General features: G+C 71.5%; 17 protein-coding genes and 1 tRNA gene. 10 read left to right on the forward strand and 8 right to left on the reverse strand.

Annotated elements, in window-relative coordinates:
- Nucleotides 1-65: 65 nt before the first annotated feature.
- Complete coding sequence (locus AC3YO9_RS04785; RefSeq protein ID WP_489982301.1) at nt 66-1,616, reverse strand: FHA domain-containing protein; 1,551 nt, start codon at nt 1,614-1,616, stop codon at nt 66-68.
- 118 nt (nt 1,617-1,734) lie between these two features.
- Here AC3YO9_RS04785 and AC3YO9_RS04790 point away from each other — a divergent pair.
- Nucleotides 1,735-1,817 (forward strand) — tRNA-Leu (locus AC3YO9_RS04790).
- Nucleotides 1,818-1,889: 72 nt separating this feature from the next.
- On the opposite strand, the gene AC3YO9_RS04795 is transcribed toward AC3YO9_RS04790, so the two are convergent.
- Together AC3YO9_RS04795 and AC3YO9_RS04800 are read right to left on the reverse strand one after the other, a co-directional pair.
- Complete coding sequence (locus tag AC3YO9_RS04795; protein WP_489982302.1) at nt 1,890-2,342, reverse strand: hypothetical protein; 453 nt, start codon at nt 2,340-2,342, stop codon at nt 1,890-1,892.
- Nucleotides 2,343-2,433: 91 nt separating this feature from the next.
- The gene (locus tag AC3YO9_RS04800; protein ID WP_489982303.1) at nt 2,434-3,033 is read right to left on the reverse strand and encodes a QsdR family transcriptional regulator; all 600 of its coding nucleotides are present in this window, start codon (nt 3,031-3,033) and stop codon (nt 2,434-2,436) included.
- A 105-nt stretch (nt 3,034-3,138) separates the two neighbouring features.
- Between AC3YO9_RS04800 and AC3YO9_RS04805 the strand changes: the two genes are divergently transcribed.
- From AC3YO9_RS04805 to AC3YO9_RS04830, 6 genes are all read left to right on the forward strand, one after another.
- Nucleotides 3,139-3,990, forward strand: coding sequence for an ABC transporter ATP-binding protein (locus AC3YO9_RS04805; protein WP_489982304.1), 852 nt, complete (start codon nt 3,139-3,141; stop codon nt 3,988-3,990).
- 1 nt (nt 3,991) lies between these two features.
- Nucleotides 3,992-4,738, forward strand: a complete 747-nt coding sequence (locus AC3YO9_RS04810; protein WP_127781600.1) for an ABC transporter ATP-binding protein — start codon at nt 3,992-3,994, stop codon at nt 4,736-4,738.
- Nucleotides 4,739-4,793: 55 nt separating this feature from the next.
- Nucleotides 4,794-5,672, forward strand: a complete 879-nt coding sequence (locus AC3YO9_RS04815; protein ID WP_127781602.1) for a branched-chain amino acid ABC transporter permease — start codon at nt 4,794-4,796, stop codon at nt 5,670-5,672.
- 12 nt (nt 5,673-5,684) lie between these two features.
- On the forward strand, nt 5,685-6,797 hold the full coding sequence (locus AC3YO9_RS04820) for a branched-chain amino acid ABC transporter permease (RefSeq protein WP_489982305.1): 1,113 nt from the start codon (nt 5,685-5,687) through the stop codon (nt 6,795-6,797).
- Entirely contained in the window at nt 6,794-8,119 is a 1,326-nt protein-coding gene (locus tag AC3YO9_RS04825) for an ABC transporter substrate-binding protein (protein WP_489982306.1), read from the forward strand. The genes AC3YO9_RS04820 and AC3YO9_RS04825 overlap by 4 nt, the downstream gene beginning before the upstream one ends.
- 239 nt (nt 8,120-8,358) lie before the next feature.
- The gene (locus tag AC3YO9_RS04830; RefSeq protein ID WP_489982307.1) at nt 8,359-9,363 is read left to right on the forward strand and encodes an NAD-dependent epimerase/dehydratase family protein; all 1,005 of its coding nucleotides are present in this window, start codon (nt 8,359-8,361) and stop codon (nt 9,361-9,363) included.
- A gap of 5 nt (nt 9,364-9,368) precedes the next feature.
- Here the strand turns inward: AC3YO9_RS04830 and AC3YO9_RS04835 are convergent, their stop codons facing one another.
- The 3 genes from AC3YO9_RS04835 to AC3YO9_RS04845 form a co-directional block, all read right to left on the reverse strand.
- The gene (locus AC3YO9_RS04835; RefSeq protein WP_127781608.1) at nt 9,369-10,004 is read right to left on the reverse strand and encodes an acetate uptake transporter; all 636 of its coding nucleotides are present in this window, start codon (nt 10,002-10,004) and stop codon (nt 9,369-9,371) included.
- A 156-nt stretch (nt 10,005-10,160) separates the two neighbouring features.
- Nucleotides 10,161-10,985, reverse strand: a complete 825-nt coding sequence (locus AC3YO9_RS04840) for a VOC family protein (protein WP_489982308.1) — start codon at nt 10,983-10,985, stop codon at nt 10,161-10,163.
- 102 nt (nt 10,986-11,087) lie between these two features.
- Nucleotides 11,088-12,530, reverse strand: coding sequence for a glucose-6-phosphate dehydrogenase (locus tag AC3YO9_RS04845; RefSeq protein ID WP_489982577.1), 1,443 nt, complete (start codon nt 12,528-12,530; stop codon nt 11,088-11,090).
- Nucleotides 12,531-12,585: 55 nt separating this feature from the next.
- Here AC3YO9_RS04845 and AC3YO9_RS04850 point away from each other — a divergent pair, with 55 nt between their 5' ends.
- From AC3YO9_RS04850 to AC3YO9_RS04860, 3 genes are all read left to right on the forward strand, one after another.
- Nucleotides 12,586-12,810 (forward strand): RNA-binding S4 domain-containing protein, encoded by a 225-nt coding sequence (locus AC3YO9_RS04850; protein ID WP_489982309.1) that lies wholly within the window; start codon nt 12,586-12,588, stop codon nt 12,808-12,810.
- A 134-nt stretch (nt 12,811-12,944) separates the two neighbouring features.
- A complete protein-coding gene (locus tag AC3YO9_RS04855) occupies nt 12,945-13,712 on the forward strand; it encodes an ABC transporter ATP-binding protein (protein WP_127781610.1) in 768 nt (255 codons plus the stop codon).
- Nucleotides 13,713-13,733: 21 nt separating this feature from the next.
- On the forward strand, nt 13,734-16,232 hold the full coding sequence (locus AC3YO9_RS04860; RefSeq protein ID WP_489982578.1) for an ABC transporter permease: 2,499 nt from the start codon (nt 13,734-13,736) through the stop codon (nt 16,230-16,232).
- A 99-nt stretch (nt 16,233-16,331) separates the two neighbouring features.
- On the opposite strand, the gene AC3YO9_RS04865 is transcribed toward AC3YO9_RS04860, so the two are convergent.
- On the reverse strand, nt 16,332-17,498 hold the full coding sequence (locus AC3YO9_RS04865; protein ID WP_489982579.1) for a fatty acid desaturase family protein: 1,167 nt from the start codon (nt 17,496-17,498) through the stop codon (nt 16,332-16,334).
- A gap of 180 nt (nt 17,499-17,678) precedes the next feature.
- A complete protein-coding gene (locus AC3YO9_RS04870) occupies nt 17,679-18,797 on the reverse strand; it encodes a ferredoxin reductase (RefSeq protein WP_489982310.1) in 1,119 nt (372 codons plus the stop codon).
- Between the last annotated feature and the right edge of the window lie 106 nt (nt 18,798-18,903).

The following is an 18,903-nucleotide window of genomic DNA, read 5'->3' on the forward strand; positions in this document are numbered from 1 at the left end:
CCGTACCGGGTACCGGGTGGGGAGGTGCCCGTGACGGCGCCCCAAGCTCTGGCTGAGGACTCTAGCTAATTCTGGATGTGCACCACGACGTTCGAGCTGCCGGCGCGGATCACGTCGCCGTCGGCGAGCTGCCAGTTCTGCACGGGTGAGCCGTTGACGGCGGTGCCGTTGGTGGAGCCGAGATCGGTGAGCATGGCCACGCTGCCGTCCCAGGTGATCTCCAGGTGTCGCCGGGAGACCCCGGTGTCCGCCACGCGGAAGTCGGCGTCCTGCCCGCGGCCGACCACGTTGCTGCCGTTCTTGAGCGTGTGGGTGCGGCCGCTGCCGTCGTCCAGGTGCAGCGACGCAGTCAGGCCCTGGCTCGCGCTGGCCTGCGGGCCGCCGTAGCGCTCGTCGTAGTAGCCGACCTGGGTCTCGAAGCCGCCCGACTGCGGATAGGCCTGCTCCGCGGCCGGGTTGTTCTCCGCCTGTGGATAACTCGGCCCTTGCTGTGGATAGCTCGGCTGCGAGTAGCCCGCGGGGGCGTATCCGGCGCCGCTGTAGGCCGGTGCGGAGTCCTGGCTGGGGTGCCCCTGCGACGGGTAGGAAGCACCCTGCTGCGGGTATCCACCCTGGTAGCCGGGCTGCTGGCCGTACCCGGGGTCGGCGTAGCCCGGCTGCTGCGGGTATGCGGGCGGCTGCCCGTAGCCCGGTGCGGGGGGCTGTGCATAACCTGCGCGCGGATCCGGAGCCTGACCGTTGCCCGGCTGGTCCTGCGGCCGTTGGCGCTCCGCCTGCTGCGAGTACCCGCCCGGGTAGCCGCCCTGCTGCGGTGGACCCTGGTACCCGAAGGACTCGGCCGGCTGCGGGTAGCCCGGAGGCTGGCCGTGCCCGCCCGCCGAGTAGCCGCCCTGGGGGTAGCCGGCGGGCGGGCCGTAGGGGTACCCGCCCTGCGGTGCTGCGGGCGCGGGGCCGTGGGGCCCGCTGGCCGCGGCGGCGTCCGGTGCGGCGGGTGCTGGGTAGCCACCGGAGCGCTCGCCCGGCTCGGCACCGGGTCCCGCGTCCTCGGCGGCACTGACGGGCTGCCAGGGTGCCCGCGGCGCGGAGTCTGGCCCCTGCCCCTCGGGGTGGCGGTCGAAGCCGTTGTCCTGGCTCATGGGGGCTGCTCCTGAGAGGTGGGCGAGGTCACCAGACCCACGCTGGGGGTGCGGCACGTGCTCGGATGAACTCGGTGCGGGCGGGCGGTAGGGCATGGCGTGCACCGCGTCGGGGTCGACGCTCGAGGTGATGCGGAACTGCCCGGTGTGCAGGGAGTCGGAGGGCTCCAGGCGCACCGCGACGCCGCCGTAGGTCTGCCAGGCGTGCTGGTCGATCTCGTCACGGGCGAACCCGGCGAGCATGTCCGCAGCCTTGCGCTGGTCCCCGGCGAGGCGGGTGTGGTCGGAGGTGCTGAGTGCCACGACATAGCTGTTGGGGGCGAGCCAGTGGCCACCGGGAAGCTGGCGGGCGCCGTCGGAGGCTTCCCTGCGCACAGCCTGCTCCAGCTCCTGCGGAACCACCCCGCCCCCGAACACCCGGGCAAAGGCGTCTCCGACAGCGTCCTCGAGCTTGCGCTCGAAGCGTTGGACGATGCCCACTGCGGCCCTCCTCCTGAGTTGTCCAGATCGTGCCTTGTCAGCCGATCGTATCGGCATCGCTGATGGGGAGGCCGTCAAACGGCCCCCCGGCAGCGTGCTAATCTTCCCCGCGTCGCTCGGGCGAGTGGCGGAATGGCAGACGCGCTGGCTTCAGGTGCCAGTGTCCTCCGGGACGTGGGGGTTCAAGTCCCCCCTCGCCCACCGATGTAGTGAGAGAAGCCCCGACCACTGGTCGGGGCTTCTCTCGTTCTCCGGCCCACAGGTTGCCCAGAGCTACGTGCTCGGCTCCTCGCGCGGGGCCGTGGCCGCATCGTCGTCGTCGCCAGCCTTGGCGTCGCCGTCGCTGGCGCCCTTGTCGTCGCCGGCGCCCTTGGTGTCCGTGGTGTCGTCCGCCTCCTGCTGGCGATGCTCGGCGGGCGCCTGGGGCTCGGCGGGCTCCGTGGGCTCCTGGGGCTCCTCGGACTCGTCTTCGGGCTCGGCGGGCTCCGTGGGCTCCTGGGGCTCCTCGGACTCGTCTTCGGGCTCGGCGGGCTCCGTGGGCTCCTGTGGCTCCTCTGCTGCCGGCTCCGCTGCAGCCGCCTCCTCGCGCCGGGCCTGCTCCACCTCCGCCTTCTCGGCCTCACGGTCCTCGATGAGGTTGCCCACCCGGCTGCGCTCCTCGTGCGCCTCCCCGATGGCGCGCTCGGCCTTCTCCAGTGGTTCGCGGCTGGCTTCCTCGTCGGACATCGGTGGCCTCCTCGGCTGGCGGATAGGTAGATGCTGCTGCCCGGACACCGAATCCGTCAACGGTCCGGCGCACCGCCCGGCAGCGCGCTGATCAGCGCAGGAGGGCGCGCAGCACCCTGCGCGCCCGGTCGCCGTCGGCGGCCTCACCGGTCAGCTCGAAGGCGTGGGCGTACACCTCGATGATGCGTGCGGAGGTGTAGGCGAGGTCCTCCAGCGGCACGTCGCCGCCCACGGTGAGCAGTCCCGCCGCGTGGTCCTTGCGGAGCAGGCCGAGGATCCGCGCCACCAGCCGGGAGTGGTAGCCGAAGCGCCGCCCGGTGAGCAGGGTGAACGCGTAGGCGCTGTCGTGGCCGAGGAACGCCCGGATGCCGGGGTGCTCGATGACGACCAGGGCGTACTCGGCCACCAGGCTCGGTGCCACCGCCTGGCCGTCGTCCGGAAGGTTGCGCTCCAGGTGGTCGAAAGTGCGATCAGCCAGCGACCACAGCGCGTCGGCGACCAGCTGGTCCCGGGAGCCGAACCACCGGTACAGCGTCGTGCGGTTGACCCCGACGTCCTGCGCCAGCGCGGCCATGTCCAGGCGCTCACCCGCCAGGAGCGTGCGGCCGGCCACCCGCAGGGTCTGTGCCTGGGGCGTGAGGACGCGACCCACGCTGGGGGCGGGCAGGCGTGGTGCAGGGCTCTTGGGCATCAGTGTCCGTCCTTGACGTGATGAAGGTCTCATGGTGTGATCCACGCAACTTGCCAGAGCAACAAACATAACGGTTTGTTGCAGCGGGGGTCCAGGAGGCACGCAGTGTCGGAGATCAGCACAGCCGCTCCGAGCGGGGACAGGCAGCCGGCCGACCAGGCTGCGGGGGCAGTCTTCGCGGCCTCCGGCGTCTCGGTCAGCTTCGGCGGTCTGGTGGCCCTCAACGACGTCTCCTTCCGGGTGGAACCCGGCCAGGTGCACGGGGTGATCGGCCCCAACGGCGCCGGCAAGACCACCCTGTTCAACGTCTGCTGCGGCTTCGTCGCCCCGGACCAGGGGCGACTGGAGTGGGACGGGCGCGAGCTGGTCAAGCTCCGCACCCACCAGCTGGCCGGCCTCGGCATCGCGCGGACGCTGCAGGGTGTCGGCCTCTTCGCCGGCCTCACCGTGCTGGACAACGTGACGACCGGGCTGGCCGCGCGCCGACGCGCCGGCTTCGTCTCCGCCGCACTGGGCCTGCCGCGGTCTGACCGCGACGAGCGCGAGCTGCGGGCCCGCGCGTGGTCGGCGCTGGAGCGGTTGGGGGCCACCGGCCTGGCGCACCGCTACCCCTCGACGCTGCCCTACCCGGACCAGAAGCGGGTGGCGCTGGCCCGGGCGATCGTCGCCGAGCCCCGGTTGCTGCTGCTCGACGAGCCCGCCGCGGGGCTGTCGGAGGAGGAGATGCACGAGCTGGGCGAGACGATCACCGCACTCACCAGCGACATGGCCGTGATGCTCGTGGAGCACCACATGGACCTGGTGATGCGCATCTGCGACACCCTCACCGTCCTGGACTTCGGCCAGGTCATCGCGGCCGGGCACCCCGACCAGGTGCGGGACGACCCCGCGGTCGTCGCCGCCTACCTCGGCGCTGAGGTCGACCCCACCGACCAGCTCACCATCGGAAGGGGCTGACGTGCTGCAGGTCCAGGACCTCGTCACCCGGTACGGCCCGGTGACCGCGCTCGACAAGGTCGGCTTCGAGCTGGAGACCGGCCGCATCACCGCGGTGCTCGGCGCCAACGGCGCCGGCAAGACCTCGCTGCTGCGCACCATCAGCGGGCTCGTCCGCCCGGACAGCGGCCGGGTGCTGCTGGAGGGCAGCGACATCACCTCGGCGCCCGTGGAGCAGATGGTGCGCCGCGGCATGGCGCACGTCCCCGAGGGGCGCGGCGTGATCGCCGAGCTCACGGTGGCGGAGAACCTCCGGCTGGGGATGCTGGGTGCCGCCAAGACGGCTCCCGGCACCGACAGCAGCGACCTGGCCGGCGGCAGCGACCTGGCGGTGACCACCCTCGCCGACGCCTACAACCTGTTCCCCGTCCTCGGGGAGCGCCACACCGCCCAGGCGCACGTGCTCTCCGGCGGTGAGCGCCAGATGCTGGTCATCGCGCGGGCACTGCTGTCGCGGCCGCGGCTGCTGCTGCTGGACGAGCCCTCGCTCGGCCTGGCGCCACGCATCGTCGCGCAGATCTTCGGCCTGCTCCGCCGGCTCGTGGACTCCACCGGGCTGACGGTGCTGCTGGTCGAGCAGAACGCCCGCAGCGCGCTGTCCATCGCCGACACCGGCGTGGTGCTCAACCTGGGCCGGGTGGTGGCCACCGACTCCGCTGCCGCCCTGCTCGACGACAGCGCCCTGCGCCACTCCTACCTGGGCTTCTGACCACCGGCCACCGACCGCCCGGCCGCTGACTGCCTCCGACGACCTGGAGCCCGCCTTGCAGCACTTCGTGAACGTCTTCCTCAACGGGCTGAGCCTGGGGATGATCATCGCCGCCTTCGCCCTCGCCCTGGTCCTCATCTTCCGGTCCACCCGCATCGTGAACTTCGCGCAGGGCTCCATGGCGATGTTCACCACCTACCTCGCCCTCGAGGTGGTCAGCGCCGGCTACTCCTACTGGCTGGCCTTCGCCGTGGCCCTGGCGGCCGGCTTCGTGCTCGGCGGGCTGATCGAGCGGGTGGTGATGCGCCCGGTGGAGGGCAAGGCCGAGCTGAACGCGGTGATCGTCACCCTCGGCCTGTTCGTGGCCATCCAGGCGCTGGCGGCCATCCTCTTCGGCTCCTCGTTCAAGTCCTTCCCCTCCCCGGTGGGGCTGACCGGGTTCCAGGTGGGCAGCTTCAACCTGGCGCTCACCCCCACCGGCCTGCTGGTCTACGGGGTGGTGCTGGTGGTCCTGGTGGGCATCGTCGTGCTCTTCCAGCGCACCAACCTGGGCCTGACCATGCGCGCCGCGGCGTTCGACAACGAGGTGTCCCGGCTGCTCGGCGTGCGGGTGTCCCGGCTGCTCACCTTCGGCTGGGCGCTGGCCGGGCTGGTCGGCGCGGTGGCCGGGATGCTGATCGCCACCGGCAGCCTGGTCTCGCCGGGCTACATGGAGCCGATCATCGTGCTCGGCTTCGTCGCCGCCGTGATCGGTGGCCTGGACAGCCCGGTGGGCGCTGTCGTCGGAGGGCTCCTGCTGGGGGTCGTGCTCTCCGGCGTCAGCGGCTACCTGGCTCCCGAGCTGGTCAACCTCTCCGCGCTGGCCCTGCTGATCGTGGTGCTCCTGCTGAGACCGAGCGGGCTGTTCTCCAGCGCCGTCGCCCGCAGGGTCTGACAAGGAGTGATGATGCGACAGAGCCTTGTGTCCGCCAACCTGGTGCGGTCGAACCTCGTGCGCCAGCTGCTCGTGGCCCTGGTGGTGCTGGTGGTGGCGGTGGCGGTGCTGGAGTCCACCAGCTCCTTCCGCAACTCCCAGCTGGCCACCATGTCCTACTACTGCATCGCCACGGTGGGGCTGACCCTGCTGACCGGGCTGAACGGGCAGATCTCGCTGGGGCACGGCGCGCTGCTGGCCGTGGGGGCCTACACCGCCGCGCTGCTGCTGCGGGCCGACGAGCCGCTGGCCTTTCCGCTCATCGCCCTGGCGGCCATCCTGGTCACCTCGCTGGTGGGCCTGGTGGTGGGCCTGGCCGCGGCCCGGCTGCGCGGGCCCTACCTCGCCGGGGCCACCCTGGCGCTCGCTGTGGCACTGCCCGGGCTGGCGCTGTACTTCAGCGACACCCTCGGCGGAGAGGCTGGGCTCACCGTGCCCACTCCGCCGGCCCCGGCGTGGTTCAAGGACCTCGTCGACACGCTCAGCGGTAACCCGGTCACCGGCACCAAGTACGTCGCCTACCTCGGCTGGGTGGCCTTCGCCATCACCCTGTTCCTGCTGCTCAACCTCACCCGCAGCCACGTGGGTCGGCACTGGCGGGCGGTGCGCGACAACGACGTCGCCGCCGAGCTGGCCGGGATCAACCTCGGCCGCACCCGGGTGCAGGCGTTCGTGGTCAGCGCGGCGTGCGCCGGGCTCGCGGGGGCGGTGATGGCGCTGGTGGTGCGGCTGGCCGCGCCCAGCGCGTTCACGCTGGTGCTGTCGCTGGGTCTGCTCACCGCCATCGTCATCGGCGGTCTCGGCTCCATGAGCGGGGCAGTGCTGGGATCGGCGGTGCTGGTGTTCCTGCCCGGCACGGTCACCGACTTCGCCACCGCCCGCGGCCTCGACAGCACCCAGGCCGCCCAGCTGGCCCCGCTGATCTACGGCGTCGTGCTGGTGCTGGTGATCCTGCTGGCGCCCACCGGGCTGTTCGGCACCCTTTCCACGGCCTACCGGCGCTTCCGGTCGACCAGGTCCACCCAGAAACCCACCCAACCGAGGTCCACCCCACCGGGCCCGGTCCAGCTGAAGGAGAAGGCATGACCATCCGAAAGAGACGAGGCCTGGCCCTGGCCGGCCTGCTCAGCGCGACCGCGCTGGTCCTGTCCGCCTGCGGCGGCGGGGGCAGCGGTGAGGGCGGCGACGCCTCCGACGTGGGCGTCACCGCGGACAAGGTGGTGATCGGGGGGCACTACCCCCTCACCGGGGTTGCCGCCCCCGGCTACAGCGAGATCCCGGTCGGCGCCAAGGCGTACTACGACTTCGTGAACAAGGCGGGTGGGGTGAACGGCCGCCAGATCGAGTTCAAGTACCTCGACGACGGCTACAACCCGGCCAAGACCAGCGAGGTGGTCAACCAGCTGGTGCTCAAGGACCAGGTCTTCGCCATCGTCGGTGGGCTGGGCACCCCGACGCACAGCGCGGTGGTGGACTTCCTGAACTCGGAGAAGGTGCCCGACCTGCTGGTCTCCTCAGGGTCGCTGATGTGGGACCAGCCGCAGGAGGACCCGATGACCTTCGGCTGGCAGACCGACTACGAGAGCGAGGGCAAGGTCCTCGGCCAGTACATCCAGAAGAACATGCCGGGCGCCAAGGTCGGGCTGTTCCTGCAGGACGACGACCTCGGCGCCGACGGCGCCAAGGGGGTCAAGCAGTTCGTCGGCAACCAGGTGGTGGCCGAGGTCAAGTACGTGCCGGGCAACACCGACGTCGGCCCGCAGCTGGCCAACCTGCAGAAGGCCGGGGCGGACGTGGTGGTCGGCTTCAACGTCCCCTCCTACACCGCGGTGTCCCAGCTGACCGCGATGAAGCTCAACTACAAGCCGAAGTGGCTCTACTCCAACGTGGGGTCGGACCCGAAGCTCGTCGGCTCGCTGCTGAACCGGTTCTCCGAGGGCAAGGTCACCGGCCCCAGCCCGCTGGCCGGGGTGTTCACCACCGAGTACATCCCCGGTGTGGACAGCGCCGACGACCCCTGGGTGCAGCTGTGGCAGAAGGTCTGGAAGGAGCACGGGGACGGCACCGAGCTGACCAACTACAAGATCTACGGCATGTCTGAGGCGTTCACCTTCGTGCAGGCGCTGCAGGCTGCCGGCGCCAGCCCCACCCGGGAGGGCATCGTCAAGGCGATCGAGACGCAGGGCAAGGACTTCCAGGGGCCCAACCTGGTGCCCTACCGCTACTCCAACGACCGGCACGCCGGGATCGGGGGCATGCGGGTGGTGCAGCTCGACGCCAAGGCCGACGGTGTTCCGGTGACCCCGCTGCTGCAGACCGACGTCGGGGACGCCCCGATCACTGAGTACACCGGCAAGCCGGCCACCCCGCCGGCCAGCGGGATCCCGGACGTGAAGCCCGCGGGCTGATCCCGAGAGACCGACCACCAGGCGCCCGCCCCGCCCTGCACCGGGGCGGGCGCCCTGCCGTGTGCCGAGAAGAGACCGGGGTCACACTACGAGCCGGCCGGGCTGCAGCGGGCCCTGCGCGCCCTGCCAGCCGGCACCGGCGACGGGCAGGTGGCAGGGTCCAGCAGCGGGGGCGCCAGCCCCGAGCGCGGTACGGATCCGTTGACCAGCAGGGAGACAGACGTGGGCAAGGCGACCTCATGACCAGCAGCGAGCCGATCACCGTGGCCGTCACCGGGCCCACCGGTGAGATCGGCGCCGCCGCCGTGGAGGCGCTGGAGCGGGATCCGGCCGTGGGCACGGTGCTGGGGATGGCGCGGCGCCCCTTCGACCCGGCCGAGCGGGGCTGGACCAAGACCCAGTACCGCCAGGGCGACATCCTCGACCCCGTGGCCGTGCGGGACCTGGTGGCCGAGGCCGACGTGGTGGTGCACCTGGCGTACCTGATCATGGGCTCGCGCGAGGAGAGCCAGCGGATCAACCTGGCCGGGACCCGCAACGTCTTCGAGGCCACCGTCACCGCCGCCCGGCCGCGGCGGCTGGTCTACACCTCCTCGGTCGCCGCCTACGGCTACCACAGCGACAACCCGGTGCCGCTCACCGAGGACGTGCCGGTGCGCGGATCGGCGGAGCACTACTACTCCGAGCAGAAGGCCGCCTGCGAGCAGCTGCTGGCCGAGACCACCGCCGGGTCCGACCTGCAGGTGTACGTGCTGCGCCCGTGCATCGTGGCGGGACCACGGGCGACGGCGCTGGCCCGCAGCATGCCCTGGAAGAAGGTGAGCGACCGGCTGCCCGGCGCCGTGCTGCGGCTGCTGGACGCCGCCCCCGGGGTGGCGCCGGTGATCCCGGACCCCGGGGTGCCCGTGCAGCTGGTGCACCACGACGACGTGGCCTCGGCCATCGTCGCCGCCGTGCTGGGCGTGGGAGCTCCCGGCGCCTACAACCTGGCCGGGGACGGCGAGATCACCCTCACCGACGTGGCGCACGCGCTGGGGGCGCACGCGGTGTCGGTGCCGCCGGCGCTGGCCACGGTCACCGCCGAGGTGGTGGCCCGGCTGCCGCTGGTGCCCGCCATGGCCGAGTGGGTGCACATCCTGCGCACCTCGGTGGTGATGGACACCAGCCGCGCCAAGCACGAGCTGCAGTGGAAGCCGGCGCACACCAGCGCGCAGACGCTGGCGGAGATGGCCGAGGTGCTCTAGCCGGGCTACCGCGCGTCCACCGAGCGCGGCCGCGGGGCCAGCGGCACCACCGGCAGGATCACCCGCCCCCAGGTGGCGTTGGCGACCCCGGCGAAGGAGGCGTACGCCGCGGCCGCTGCCGTCGCCAGCCCGACGTAGCCGCCCCACTTCAGCACCGACGTGCTGTCCATGTACTCGCCGGTGCACAGCAGGATGAACGTGGCGGCCAGCAGCAGGAACACCAGGGCCACCGCGGCGCTCACCCGCAGCGAGGCGACGAGCATGTAGCAGGTGAAGATCGCCCAGCCCAGCAGGAACACCCCGATGGCCTTGTGCGCGGTGTCCGGGGGCAGCTCGTCGTGGAAGAACTGCACGAAGGCGGCGTAGGACAGCCAGAACGCCCCGTAGGAGGTGAACGCCGTCGCGCCGAAGACGTTGCGGTTGCGGAACTCCCACATCCCAGCCAGCAGCTGGGCGATCCCGCCGTAGAACAGCGCCAGCGGGAGCACCACGGCGTCGAGGTCGGCCGGGAGCAGGTCGGCGTTGAACACCGAGACCACGAACGTCGTCATGGCGAAGGCGGCCAGGCCCAGCGGGGCGGGGTCGGCGACGCCTGGCTCCGCCGCCACGGCTGGGGTGGGCTCGGAACGGATTGTGCTCATCGGCGCCTCCTCGGGTGGGTCGCCCGGGGAGCGACCATGGGCTGTGCTCCACGTCACGCTAGGCAGGAATCTGTTGCCTCGCCGCACGAGCGCGGACGATGCTCCGCCGTAGGTCAGGGGCGTGTGCCGAAGGCGTTGCGCCCGAGTCGAAACGGCTCAGACGTCGGGCTCGCCCACCAGGGTCACCACGGAGAACACGTCCCCGGCAGGACCCTGCACCACGGCCAGCCGGCCGGCGGCGGTGTCCACCGGGTCGTTGAGCACGCGGGCGCCGAGCTCGGCTGCGCCGGCCACGGTGGCATCGGTGTCTGCGGAGGAGAAGTAGGTCATCCAGTGCGGCGGGATCTCCAGCGGGACGTCCTCGCCGAGCTGCGCCACCCCGCTGATGGTGCGTCCGTTGCTCTCGATCGAGCAGTACACCCACTCGTCGTCGCTGAGGTCGCGGGTGGTGTAGCCGAAGACCCGCCGGTAGAAGCCGGTGACCTCGGCGTAGTCGCGGGTCATCACCTCGTTCCAGCACACCGTGCCCGGCTCGCCCACCAGCTCTGCGCCGATGAGGCTGCCCGCCTGCCACAGCCCGAACCGCGCTCCGCCAGGGTCGACGGCCAGCGCCCGCCGTCCCCCCGGCACGTTGGTGGGTGCGGTGGTCACCACGCCGCCGGAGCTGGTGACCCGCGCCGCGGTGGTGTCCACGTTCTCCACGGCCAGGTACGTCGTCCAGGCCGGCACCGGGTTCTCCGGCGCGCTGGGCAGCTCGCCCAGCCCAGCCACCGGAACCCCGTCCAGGGTGGCCAGCAGGTAGGCCGGGGCTGACGTGTCGGGCCCAGCGGTGTCGGTGGTGGGGTGGGCCAGCGGCTCCGGGGCGCGGAAGTCCCAGCCGAAGACGCCTGCGTAGAACTGCCGGGCCGCGTCCAGGTCGGGCACCATCAGCTCGAACCAGCAGGGAGTGCCCTCTGGCCAGGGCTGGCTGCGGCGGGTCACCGCGGGTCCGGCGCTGGGCTGGGCAACGGTGCACTCACGGGTCTGCCTCCCTGCCTGCCGGGTGCTCTAGTTCACAGTAGCCCGGCCGCGGTGCGACCCCGCTCAGCCCGTGATCAGCCAGCGGCCGGGGTCGGCGAGCCGGTTGGCTGCGGCCGGCCCCATGCTGCCCGGCTCGTACGGCTGCAGCGCGGGACGGTTGGCCAGCAGCGGCTCCGCCACCTCCCAGACGTGCGCCAGGCCGTCGGGACGGGTGAACAGCGACCGGTCGCCCTGCAGGATGTCGTGGATCAGCCGCGCGTACGCCGACAGCGGCTCCCCGCCGGCCACCTCGCCCAGCGACAGGGTGGAGGTGCCCACCCCGAGGCTGAACTGTGGACCCGGCGCCTTGACCACCATGGACAGGTCCAGCTCGCCGCTGCCGCGCAGGGAGAACGACACCACCTCGCAGTCGGTGGGCAGCTCGCCGCTGAACGGACCCGACGCGGGCGGGCGCAGCACCAGGCTGACCCGCTGCTCGGTGAGCGCCATCTGCTTGCCGGTGCGCAGCAGGAACGGCACGCCCTGCCAGCGCTCGGTGTCCACCCACATCCGGGCCGCCACGAAGGTGTCGGTGGTGGAGTCGGCGGCCACCCCCTCGGTGTCGGTGTAGCCGGCGAACTGGCCGAGCACCACCTCCTCCGGGTCCAGCGGGCGGAAGGCGTCGATGACCGCCTCGCGGGCGCTCTGCAGGTCCTCCGCGGCCAGGCTCGTGGGCGGCTCCATCGCCACCTCCGCCGCCACCTGGAACAGGTGGGTGACCAGCATGTCCAGCACCGCACCGGTGGAGTCGTAGAACTCCGCGCGCTCGGCGATGCCCAGCTCCTCGGGCACGTCGATCTGCACCTGGGCGATGTGCCGGTGGTTCCAGGCCCCCGCGAACAAGCCGTTGGCGAACCGCAGCACGTGCAGGTTCTGGGTGGCCTCCTTGCCCAGGAAGTGGTCGATCCGGTACACCTGCCGCTCCTGCAGCACCGAGTGCACCATCTCGTTGAGCTCGCGGAAGCTCTGCTCGGAGGTGCCGAAGGGCTTCTCGTAGACCACCCGGGAGCCCTCGGCCAGCCCGTGCGCCCCGATGCCCTCGGTGATGCCGGCGAACGCGGTGGGCGGGACCGCCAGGTACAGCACCCGCTGGGGCTCCTCGGCGCCCACGTCCTTGGCTGCCGCATCCAGCACGTCGAGCAGCTGACCGGCGTCGTCGCCGCTGAAGCCGCCGCCGGCGAACAGCAGCCGCGCGCTGAACTCCTCCCACGGCCCGTCGTCGGGATGGGTGCCGAACTCGGCGAGCACGTCGTGCACGTGCGCGCGGAACTCGTCGTGGCTGCGCTCGCCCCGACCGCTGCCGACCAGCCGCCACTCCGGCGGGAGCAGGCCCTCGGCGGCCAGCTGGAAGAACGCCGGCAGCACCATGCGCCTGGCCAGGTCCCCGGTCGCGCCGTAGAGCACGAACAGGATGGGTTCTGCGGCACCGGAGCTGGCGTCGTCGGGGCGGGTGCTGGTGTCGGCCACGGTCCCAGCCTTGCCGGTGGTGGGCGATCCTGCCACCCCGGTGCATGATCAGGGGGTGCCACAACCCGTCGACGTCCCCATCCGTGACGACACCATCCGTCTCGGGCAGTTCCTGAAGCTCGCCAACCTGCTGGACTCCGGGGCGGAGGCCAAGGCGCTCATCGCCGACGGCCTGGTGCAGGTGGACGGGGAGGTGGAGCTGCGCCGCGGCCGCCAGCTGCACGGTGGCGAGGTGGTCTCCGTCCCCGGCGGGGCCGCGCGGGTCGTCACCGGCAGCTGACCGGAGGGGGTGACCCTGACGCGCTCGGGGCGGCACCCTGAGCACGGACACCGGGTTGTCACCCTGTTGGCGGGTCGGCCAATCATCCTGCAGGGGGATGCGCCGGGCGGCCACTGTGACCAAGGATCGTCCCCATGACTGAAGTTGACACCTCCACCCCCCACCAGGTCCGTGGCTCGATCGTCGCCCGAGCGGTCGAGCTGTCCAAGACCTACGGCAGCGGCGACACCCGGGTGGAGGCGCTGCGCGCGGTCTCCACCGAGTTCACCCAGGGCGAGTTCACCGCCATCATGGGTCCGTCCGGCTCCGGCAAGTCCACCTTGATGCACTGCCTGGCCGGCCTGGACTCGGCCACCTCCGGTGAGGTGGTCATCGGCCAGACCCAGCTGAGCACCCTGTCGGACAAGCAGATGACCCAGCTGCGGCGGGACCGCATCGGCTTCGTGTTCCAGAGCTTCAACCTGGTGCCTACGCTGACTGCGCTGGAGAACATCACGCTGCCGATGGACATCGCCGGGCGCAAGCCCGACGGGGCCTGGCTCGACCAGGTGATCGACACCCTGGGTCTGCGCGACCGGCTGGGTCATCGACCCTCCGAGCTCTCCGGTGGTCAGCAGCAGCGGGTGGCGTGCGCCAGGGCTCTGGCCAGCCAGCCGGAGATCATCTTCGCCGACGAGCCCACCGGCAACCTCGACTCCCGCTCCTCCGGCGAGGTGATGAACATCTTGCGCACCTCGGTGGACACCCTGGGGCAGACGGTCGTCATCGTCACCCACGACCCCCGGGCCGCCAGCTGGGCCGACCGGGTGGTCTTCCTGGCCGACGGACAGGTCGTGGACGAGATGACCGACCCGACGGCCGAGCGGGTGCTCGACCGGATGAAGCGCTTCGAGGCGGCCTGAGCCATGTCCTCCTCCACCGCCATGCGCCGCGTCTCCCTCCGCAACCTCGTCGCGCACAAGGTGCGCCTGCTGCTCACCGTGCTGTCGGTGGTGCTCGGCACCGCGTTCGTCGCCGGCTCCTTCATCTTCACCGACACCCTGCAGAGCACCTTCAACGGCATCTTCGAGCACACCGCCCAGGGCGTTGACGTGCGGGTGCAGAGCGAGGAGGCCCGCTCCAGCGGGGTGCCGCTGTCCGACGTCGAGGCGATCCGCGCCGTGCCCGGCGTGCGCACCGTGCAAGTGGCGGTGTCCACCCCGGTGGTGCTGCTGGACTCCGCGGGCGACCCGGTGCAGGGCGGCGGGGCTCCCAGCATGGGCGAGGCCTACGTCGCTGACGACCAGCGCATCGGGGACCCGCTGCCGTTCCTGTCCGGCCGCCCACCGGCTGCTGCTGGGGAGATCGCGCTCAACCAGGGTGCGGCCGAGAACGCGGGGCTGGCCCCTGGTGACCGCACCAAGGTGCTCGTCCCCGCGCAGGGCACCGTGGACGTCGTCATCTCCGGCATCTACGACACCGAGGCGGACACCGGTGGCTACGTGGGAGCGCTGTTCACCAGCGCCCAGGCGCGTCAGCTGTTCACCGACGGCAACCACGTCACCTGGGTGGACGTCGCCGGTGCCGGGCTCTCCCAGGAGGAGGTGCGCGACCGGGTGGCCCAGGCGCTGCCCGGGCTGAAGGTGCAGACCGGTGACCAGGTGCGCGCGGACACCCAGGCGGAGGTGAACCAGGCGCTGAGCTTCGTCAACTACTTCCTGCTGGCGTTCGGCGCCATCGCCCTGCTGGTGGGGACCTTCATCATCTACAACACCTTCTCCATGATCGTGGCCCAGCGGCTGCGCGAGCTGGCGCTGCTGCGGGCCATCGGCGCCAGTCGCCGCCAGCTCAGCCGCTCGGTGATCCTGGAGGCGGTGGTGGTCGGCCTGGTCGGCAGCGTGGTCGGCCTGGCCGCGGGCGTGGGCCTGGCCTACGGGCTGCGCAGCCTGCTCAACAGCTTCAACCTCGGGCTGCCCGAAGGTTCTCTGCAGCTGGCCCCGCGCACCGTGGTGGTGGCGCTGGTGGTGGGCGTGGTGGTCACCGTGATCAGCGCCTACGCCCCGGCTCGGCGGGCCTCGCGCATCCCGCCGGTGCAGGCGATGCGAGAGGAGTTCGCCTCCACCGGCACCTCGCTGCGCGGGCGCACCATCGTCGCCGCGGTCGTCGGGGTGCTCGGGGTGGCGGCGGTGGGGGCCGGCGCGGCCAGCACTGGTGGTGGGGCCGCCAGCCTCGTCGGGCTGGGCGCGCTGCTGCTGATCGTGGCCGTGCTGCTCGGTGCGCCGGCCTTCTCCCAGCCGGTGATCGGCGCGCTCGGTGCTCCGCTGCGCGGCCCGGTGGGTCGGCTGGCCCGCACCAACGCCGTGCGCAACCCGCGGCGCACCGCCGCCACCGCCTTCGCGCTCACCCTGGGGCTGATGCTGGTCTCGGCGATCGGGATGTTCGGGGCGTCGGCCAAGGCCAGCCTGAACAGCGTGGTGGACAACGACGTCACCGCGGACTACGTCCTGAGCGGCCCGGACATGATCGGGGTGCCCTACGCGGCCAGCGACACGGTGCAGCCGGTGCCGGGCGTGGGCCAGGTGGTCGCCGTGCAGAACGTCCGGGTGCAGATCAACGGGGCCGACGAGCTCGGTGCCGCGGTGGACGGTGATCCCGGGCAGGTGATGGTCGTCGACGCCCAGCAGGGCGACGTGGCGGTGACCGGGACCGACATGGCCGTCTCCGAGTCCGCTGCCCAGAGCAACGGGTGGCGGATGGGGGACACCGTGGCGCTCACCAGCCCGGACGGGCGGACGGTGCCCACCACGGTCACCGGGGTGTACGCGGACAACCAGCTGCTCGGCGACTGGGTGGTCTCCGAGCAGGTGTACCGCGACGTCACCCCCGCGCAGGAGCAGGTGCACGCGGTGGTGCTGGTGAAGGCTGCACCTGGCGCCGACCTGGCCACGCTGCGCACCGGGCTGGAGCAGGCCACCGACCCGCTGCTGGTGGTGCAGGTGCAGGACCGCGAGCAGTTCAAGGGTTCGCTGGCCAGCCAGATCGACACCCTGCTGGCGGTGCTCTACGGGCTGCTGGCGCTGGCCATCGTCATCGCGGTGCTGGGCATCATCAACACCCTGGCGCTGTCGGTGGTGGAGCGGCGCCGGGAGATCGGGATGTTGCGGGCGGTGGGCATGCAACGGGCCCAGGTGCGGCGCAACGTCTACCTCGAGTCCATGCTCATCGCCATCTTCGGCGCCCTGGTCGGGGTGGCCCTGGGGCTGGGCTTCGGCTGGGCGTTCGTGCGGACCCTGCGCGACTCCGGCCTCGGCGAGGTGGCGGTGCCGTGGACCCAGGTGGTGATCATGCTGGTCGGCTCGGCGGTGGTGGGCGTGCTGGCTGCGCTGTGGCCGGCGTCCCGGGCGGCACGCACCCGGCCGTTGGACGCCATCACCGGCGGCTAGGGCGACCCCCCGAGAGGACCACAAGGGCCCGGAACGCCGTGTCTCCGGCTCTGCCGGGGCGTTCCGGGCCCTTGTGTCGTCCTGAAGAGCGGTGCCTGCTCAGGCGGCCTGGGGGGTGGCGGCGGCGGTGGGGGTCTTGTCGTCACCGCGCCCGGTCCAGGGCAGCGCCAGCTTGATGATCTTCTTGGCCACCGAGCCGAGCTGGGCGGAGAGCCCCCCGGTGTTGTACGGCAGGCCGTAGCGCTCGCAGGCGTCCTTGACCGTGGCCGACATCTCGGCGTAGCGCCGGGCCGGGATGTCCGGGAACAGGTGGTGCTCGATCTGGTGGGACAGGTTGCCGGTGAGCACGTGGAACAGCGGGCTGCCGGTGATGTTGGCCGAGCCCAGCAGCTGGCGCAGGTACCACTGCCCGCGGCTCTCCTGCTCCGCCTCCTCCTCGGTGAAGGTGGCCACGCCGTCGGGGAAGTGCCCGCAGAAGATGATGGAGAAGGTCCACAGGTTGCGGATCAGGTTGGCCGAGGCGTTGCCCGCCAGGGTGATCGGCGCGAACGGGCCGGACAGCAGCGGGAAGAGCACGTAGTCCTTGCCCACCTGCTTCATCGACTTGCGGACGATCTTCTTGCGGACCTCGGAGGTGTCCGCCCACCGCTTCTCGCCGGTGACGAGCTTCTCCACCTCCATGTCGTGCAGCATCACGCCCCACTGGAAGAACGTGGCCAGCGCCACCGCGTACAGCGGGTTGCCCAGGTAGTAGAGGTTCCACTTCTGCGCCTCGCTCATGCGCAGGATGCCGTAGCCCACGTCGCGGTCCTTGCCCACGATGTTGGTGTACGTGTGGTGCATGTAGTTGTGCGAGTGCTTCCAGTTCTCCGAGGGGCACACCGTGTCCCACTCGAAGACCAGGGAGTTCAGGGCCTCGTCGCGCATCCAGTCATACTGGCCGTGCATGACGTTGTGGCCGATCTCCATGTTGTCGATGATCTTCGACAGCGCGAGCGCGCCCACGCCGGCGACGAACGCGGGCGGGAAGATGCCCACCGCCAGCAGGCCACGGCCCAGCAGCTCGAGCTTGCGCTGCTTGTCCACCACGTTGCGCAGGTAGTTGGCGTCGGCCTCGCCCAGGTCCTCCACGATGCGCTTGCGCAGCGCGTCCATCTCCGCGCCGAAGGCGTCGATCTGCTCCAGCGTCAGGTCCGGCCGGCCGGCCTCCTGGTCGGGGTGACCGGGGTGGCGCAGCGGCAGGGAGGTGGTGGACTTGGGGAGGATCGGGTGGTGCTCGGGCAGGCCGTCGGCGAACACCGACTTCTTGCCCGACGGGGTGGTGCTGGAGCCGTTCTGCTCCGCCGGCACCGTCGCGCTGGTGTCGGTCGAGGTCTGCTTGGCGGGGCCGGTCTGGGTGGTGTTCCGGCCGATGGTGCGATCAGTGGTGGCAGTCATGAGTACTCCCTAGAGATCGACAGTGACGTCGCCGCCGACAGGCACGGTGACGCAGAGCTGGATGTCGGCTTCGGACTCGGTGGTCACTTCGCCGGTGTGCAGGTGCTGGACGTTTCCGGCGGTCTTGCGCCGGGTGCAGGAGAAGCAGATGCCCATGCGGCAGCCGTACTCCGGGGTGAGCCCGAGCGCCTCGGCCTGCTCCAGCAGGGGGCGTCCGGTGTTGTCGGCGGACTTGCCGCTCTTGCTGAACGAGACGGTGCCGGTGATCTCGCCGTCGGTGGGCACGATGGCCGCCGGCGGGTCGAACTGCTCGGCCTTGAGCTGGTGCTCCAGGTCGTGCTCGGCCCACAGCGCTCGCACGTCCTCCACCAGCCGGGCCGAGCCGCACACGTAGGAGGTGGCCTGGCGCCACCCGGGCACGTGCTGCTCGAGCTGGTCGGCGGAGAACCGCCCGGTGATGCCGTCGCGGTCGTTGTCCTCCTGGGTGCACACCCGCAGCAGCCGGACGTTGTCGTGCTCGGCGGCGAGCCGGGTGAGCTCGTCGTCGTAGGACACGTCCTCGGCCCGCCGGGTGTAGTGCAGGAACGTCACGCGCCCCGTGTACCCCTCGTCACACAGGGTGCGCAGCATCGACATCACCGGGGTGATCCCGCTGCCGCCGCTGACCAGCAGCACCTGCGCCGGCCGGGGTGACGGCAGCACGAAGTCACCCTGGGCCTGGGTGATGTGCACGACCGTGCCCGGGGCCAGGTCGCTGTGCAGGAACCCGGAGACCAGGCCGTCGGGGCCCTTGCGCACGGTGAACTCCAGCAGCCCGTCGCGGTGGTGCTCTGAGCTGGTCACCGAGTAGCAGCGGCTGCGCCGCACCCCGGCGATGATCAGCGTGAACACCACGTGCTGACCGGCCTGGAAGCCGCGCCAGTTGCTGTTGGGCTGCACCTGCAGGGTGATGCTCTCCGGGGCGGAGCGGTGCACCGAGGTGACCACGCCACGCACCTCGCGCAGCGACCACGTGGGGTTGATCATCTCCAGGTAGCGGTCCGGGCTGTGCGGCGTCGCGAGCCGCTCGAGCAGCGGGACCCCTACCTTGGCCAGGAGCCCCGGGCGCGGGTTCGCTGGCGTCGGCATCTGGTTTGCTGGTGCTTGTGTGGACATTCGCTGCTCCTTCGGGGCACTGCGCAGGGCCGCACGGAGGCGGTGCACACTCTGGGAGTACAGGTGTGCGCTCGGAGCA

The sequence above is a fragment of the Rhodococcus sp. Z6_132 genome, assembly GCF_058133635.1.

Bases quoted from the DNA above. Each gene is read 5' to 3' on its own strand.
- AC3YO9_RS04820 (WP_489982305.1), top strand. From the start codon at position 5,685: ATGCGACAGAGCCTTGTGTCCGCCAACCTGGTGCGGTCGAACCTCGTG.
- AC3YO9_RS04825 (WP_489982306.1), top strand. From the start codon at position 6,794: ATGACCATCCGAAAGAGACGAGGCCTGGCCCTGGCCGGCCTGCTCAGC.
- AC3YO9_RS04795 (WP_489982302.1), bottom strand. From the start codon at position 2,342: ATGTCCGACGAGGAAGCCAGCCGCGAACCACTGGAGAAGGCCGAGCGC.
- AC3YO9_RS04855 (WP_127781610.1), top strand. From the start codon at position 12,945: ATGACTGAAGTTGACACCTCCACCCCCCACCAGGTCCGTGGCTCGATC.
- AC3YO9_RS04860 (WP_489982578.1), top strand. From the start codon at position 13,734: ATGCGCCGCGTCTCCCTCCGCAACCTCGTCGCGCACAAGGTGCGCCTG.
- AC3YO9_RS04800 (WP_489982303.1), bottom strand. From the start codon at position 3,033: ATGCCCAAGAGCCCTGCACCACGCCTGCCCGCCCCCAGCGTGGGTCGC.
- AC3YO9_RS04830 (WP_489982307.1), top strand. From the start codon at position 8,359: ATGACCAGCAGCGAGCCGATCACCGTGGCCGTCACCGGGCCCACCGGT.
- AC3YO9_RS04870 (WP_489982310.1), bottom strand. From the start codon at position 18,797: ATGCCGACGCCAGCGAACCCGCGCCCGGGGCTCCTGGCCAAGGTAGGG.
- AC3YO9_RS04835 (WP_127781608.1), bottom strand. From the start codon at position 10,004: ATGAGCACAATCCGTTCCGAGCCCACCCCAGCCGTGGCGGCGGAGCCA.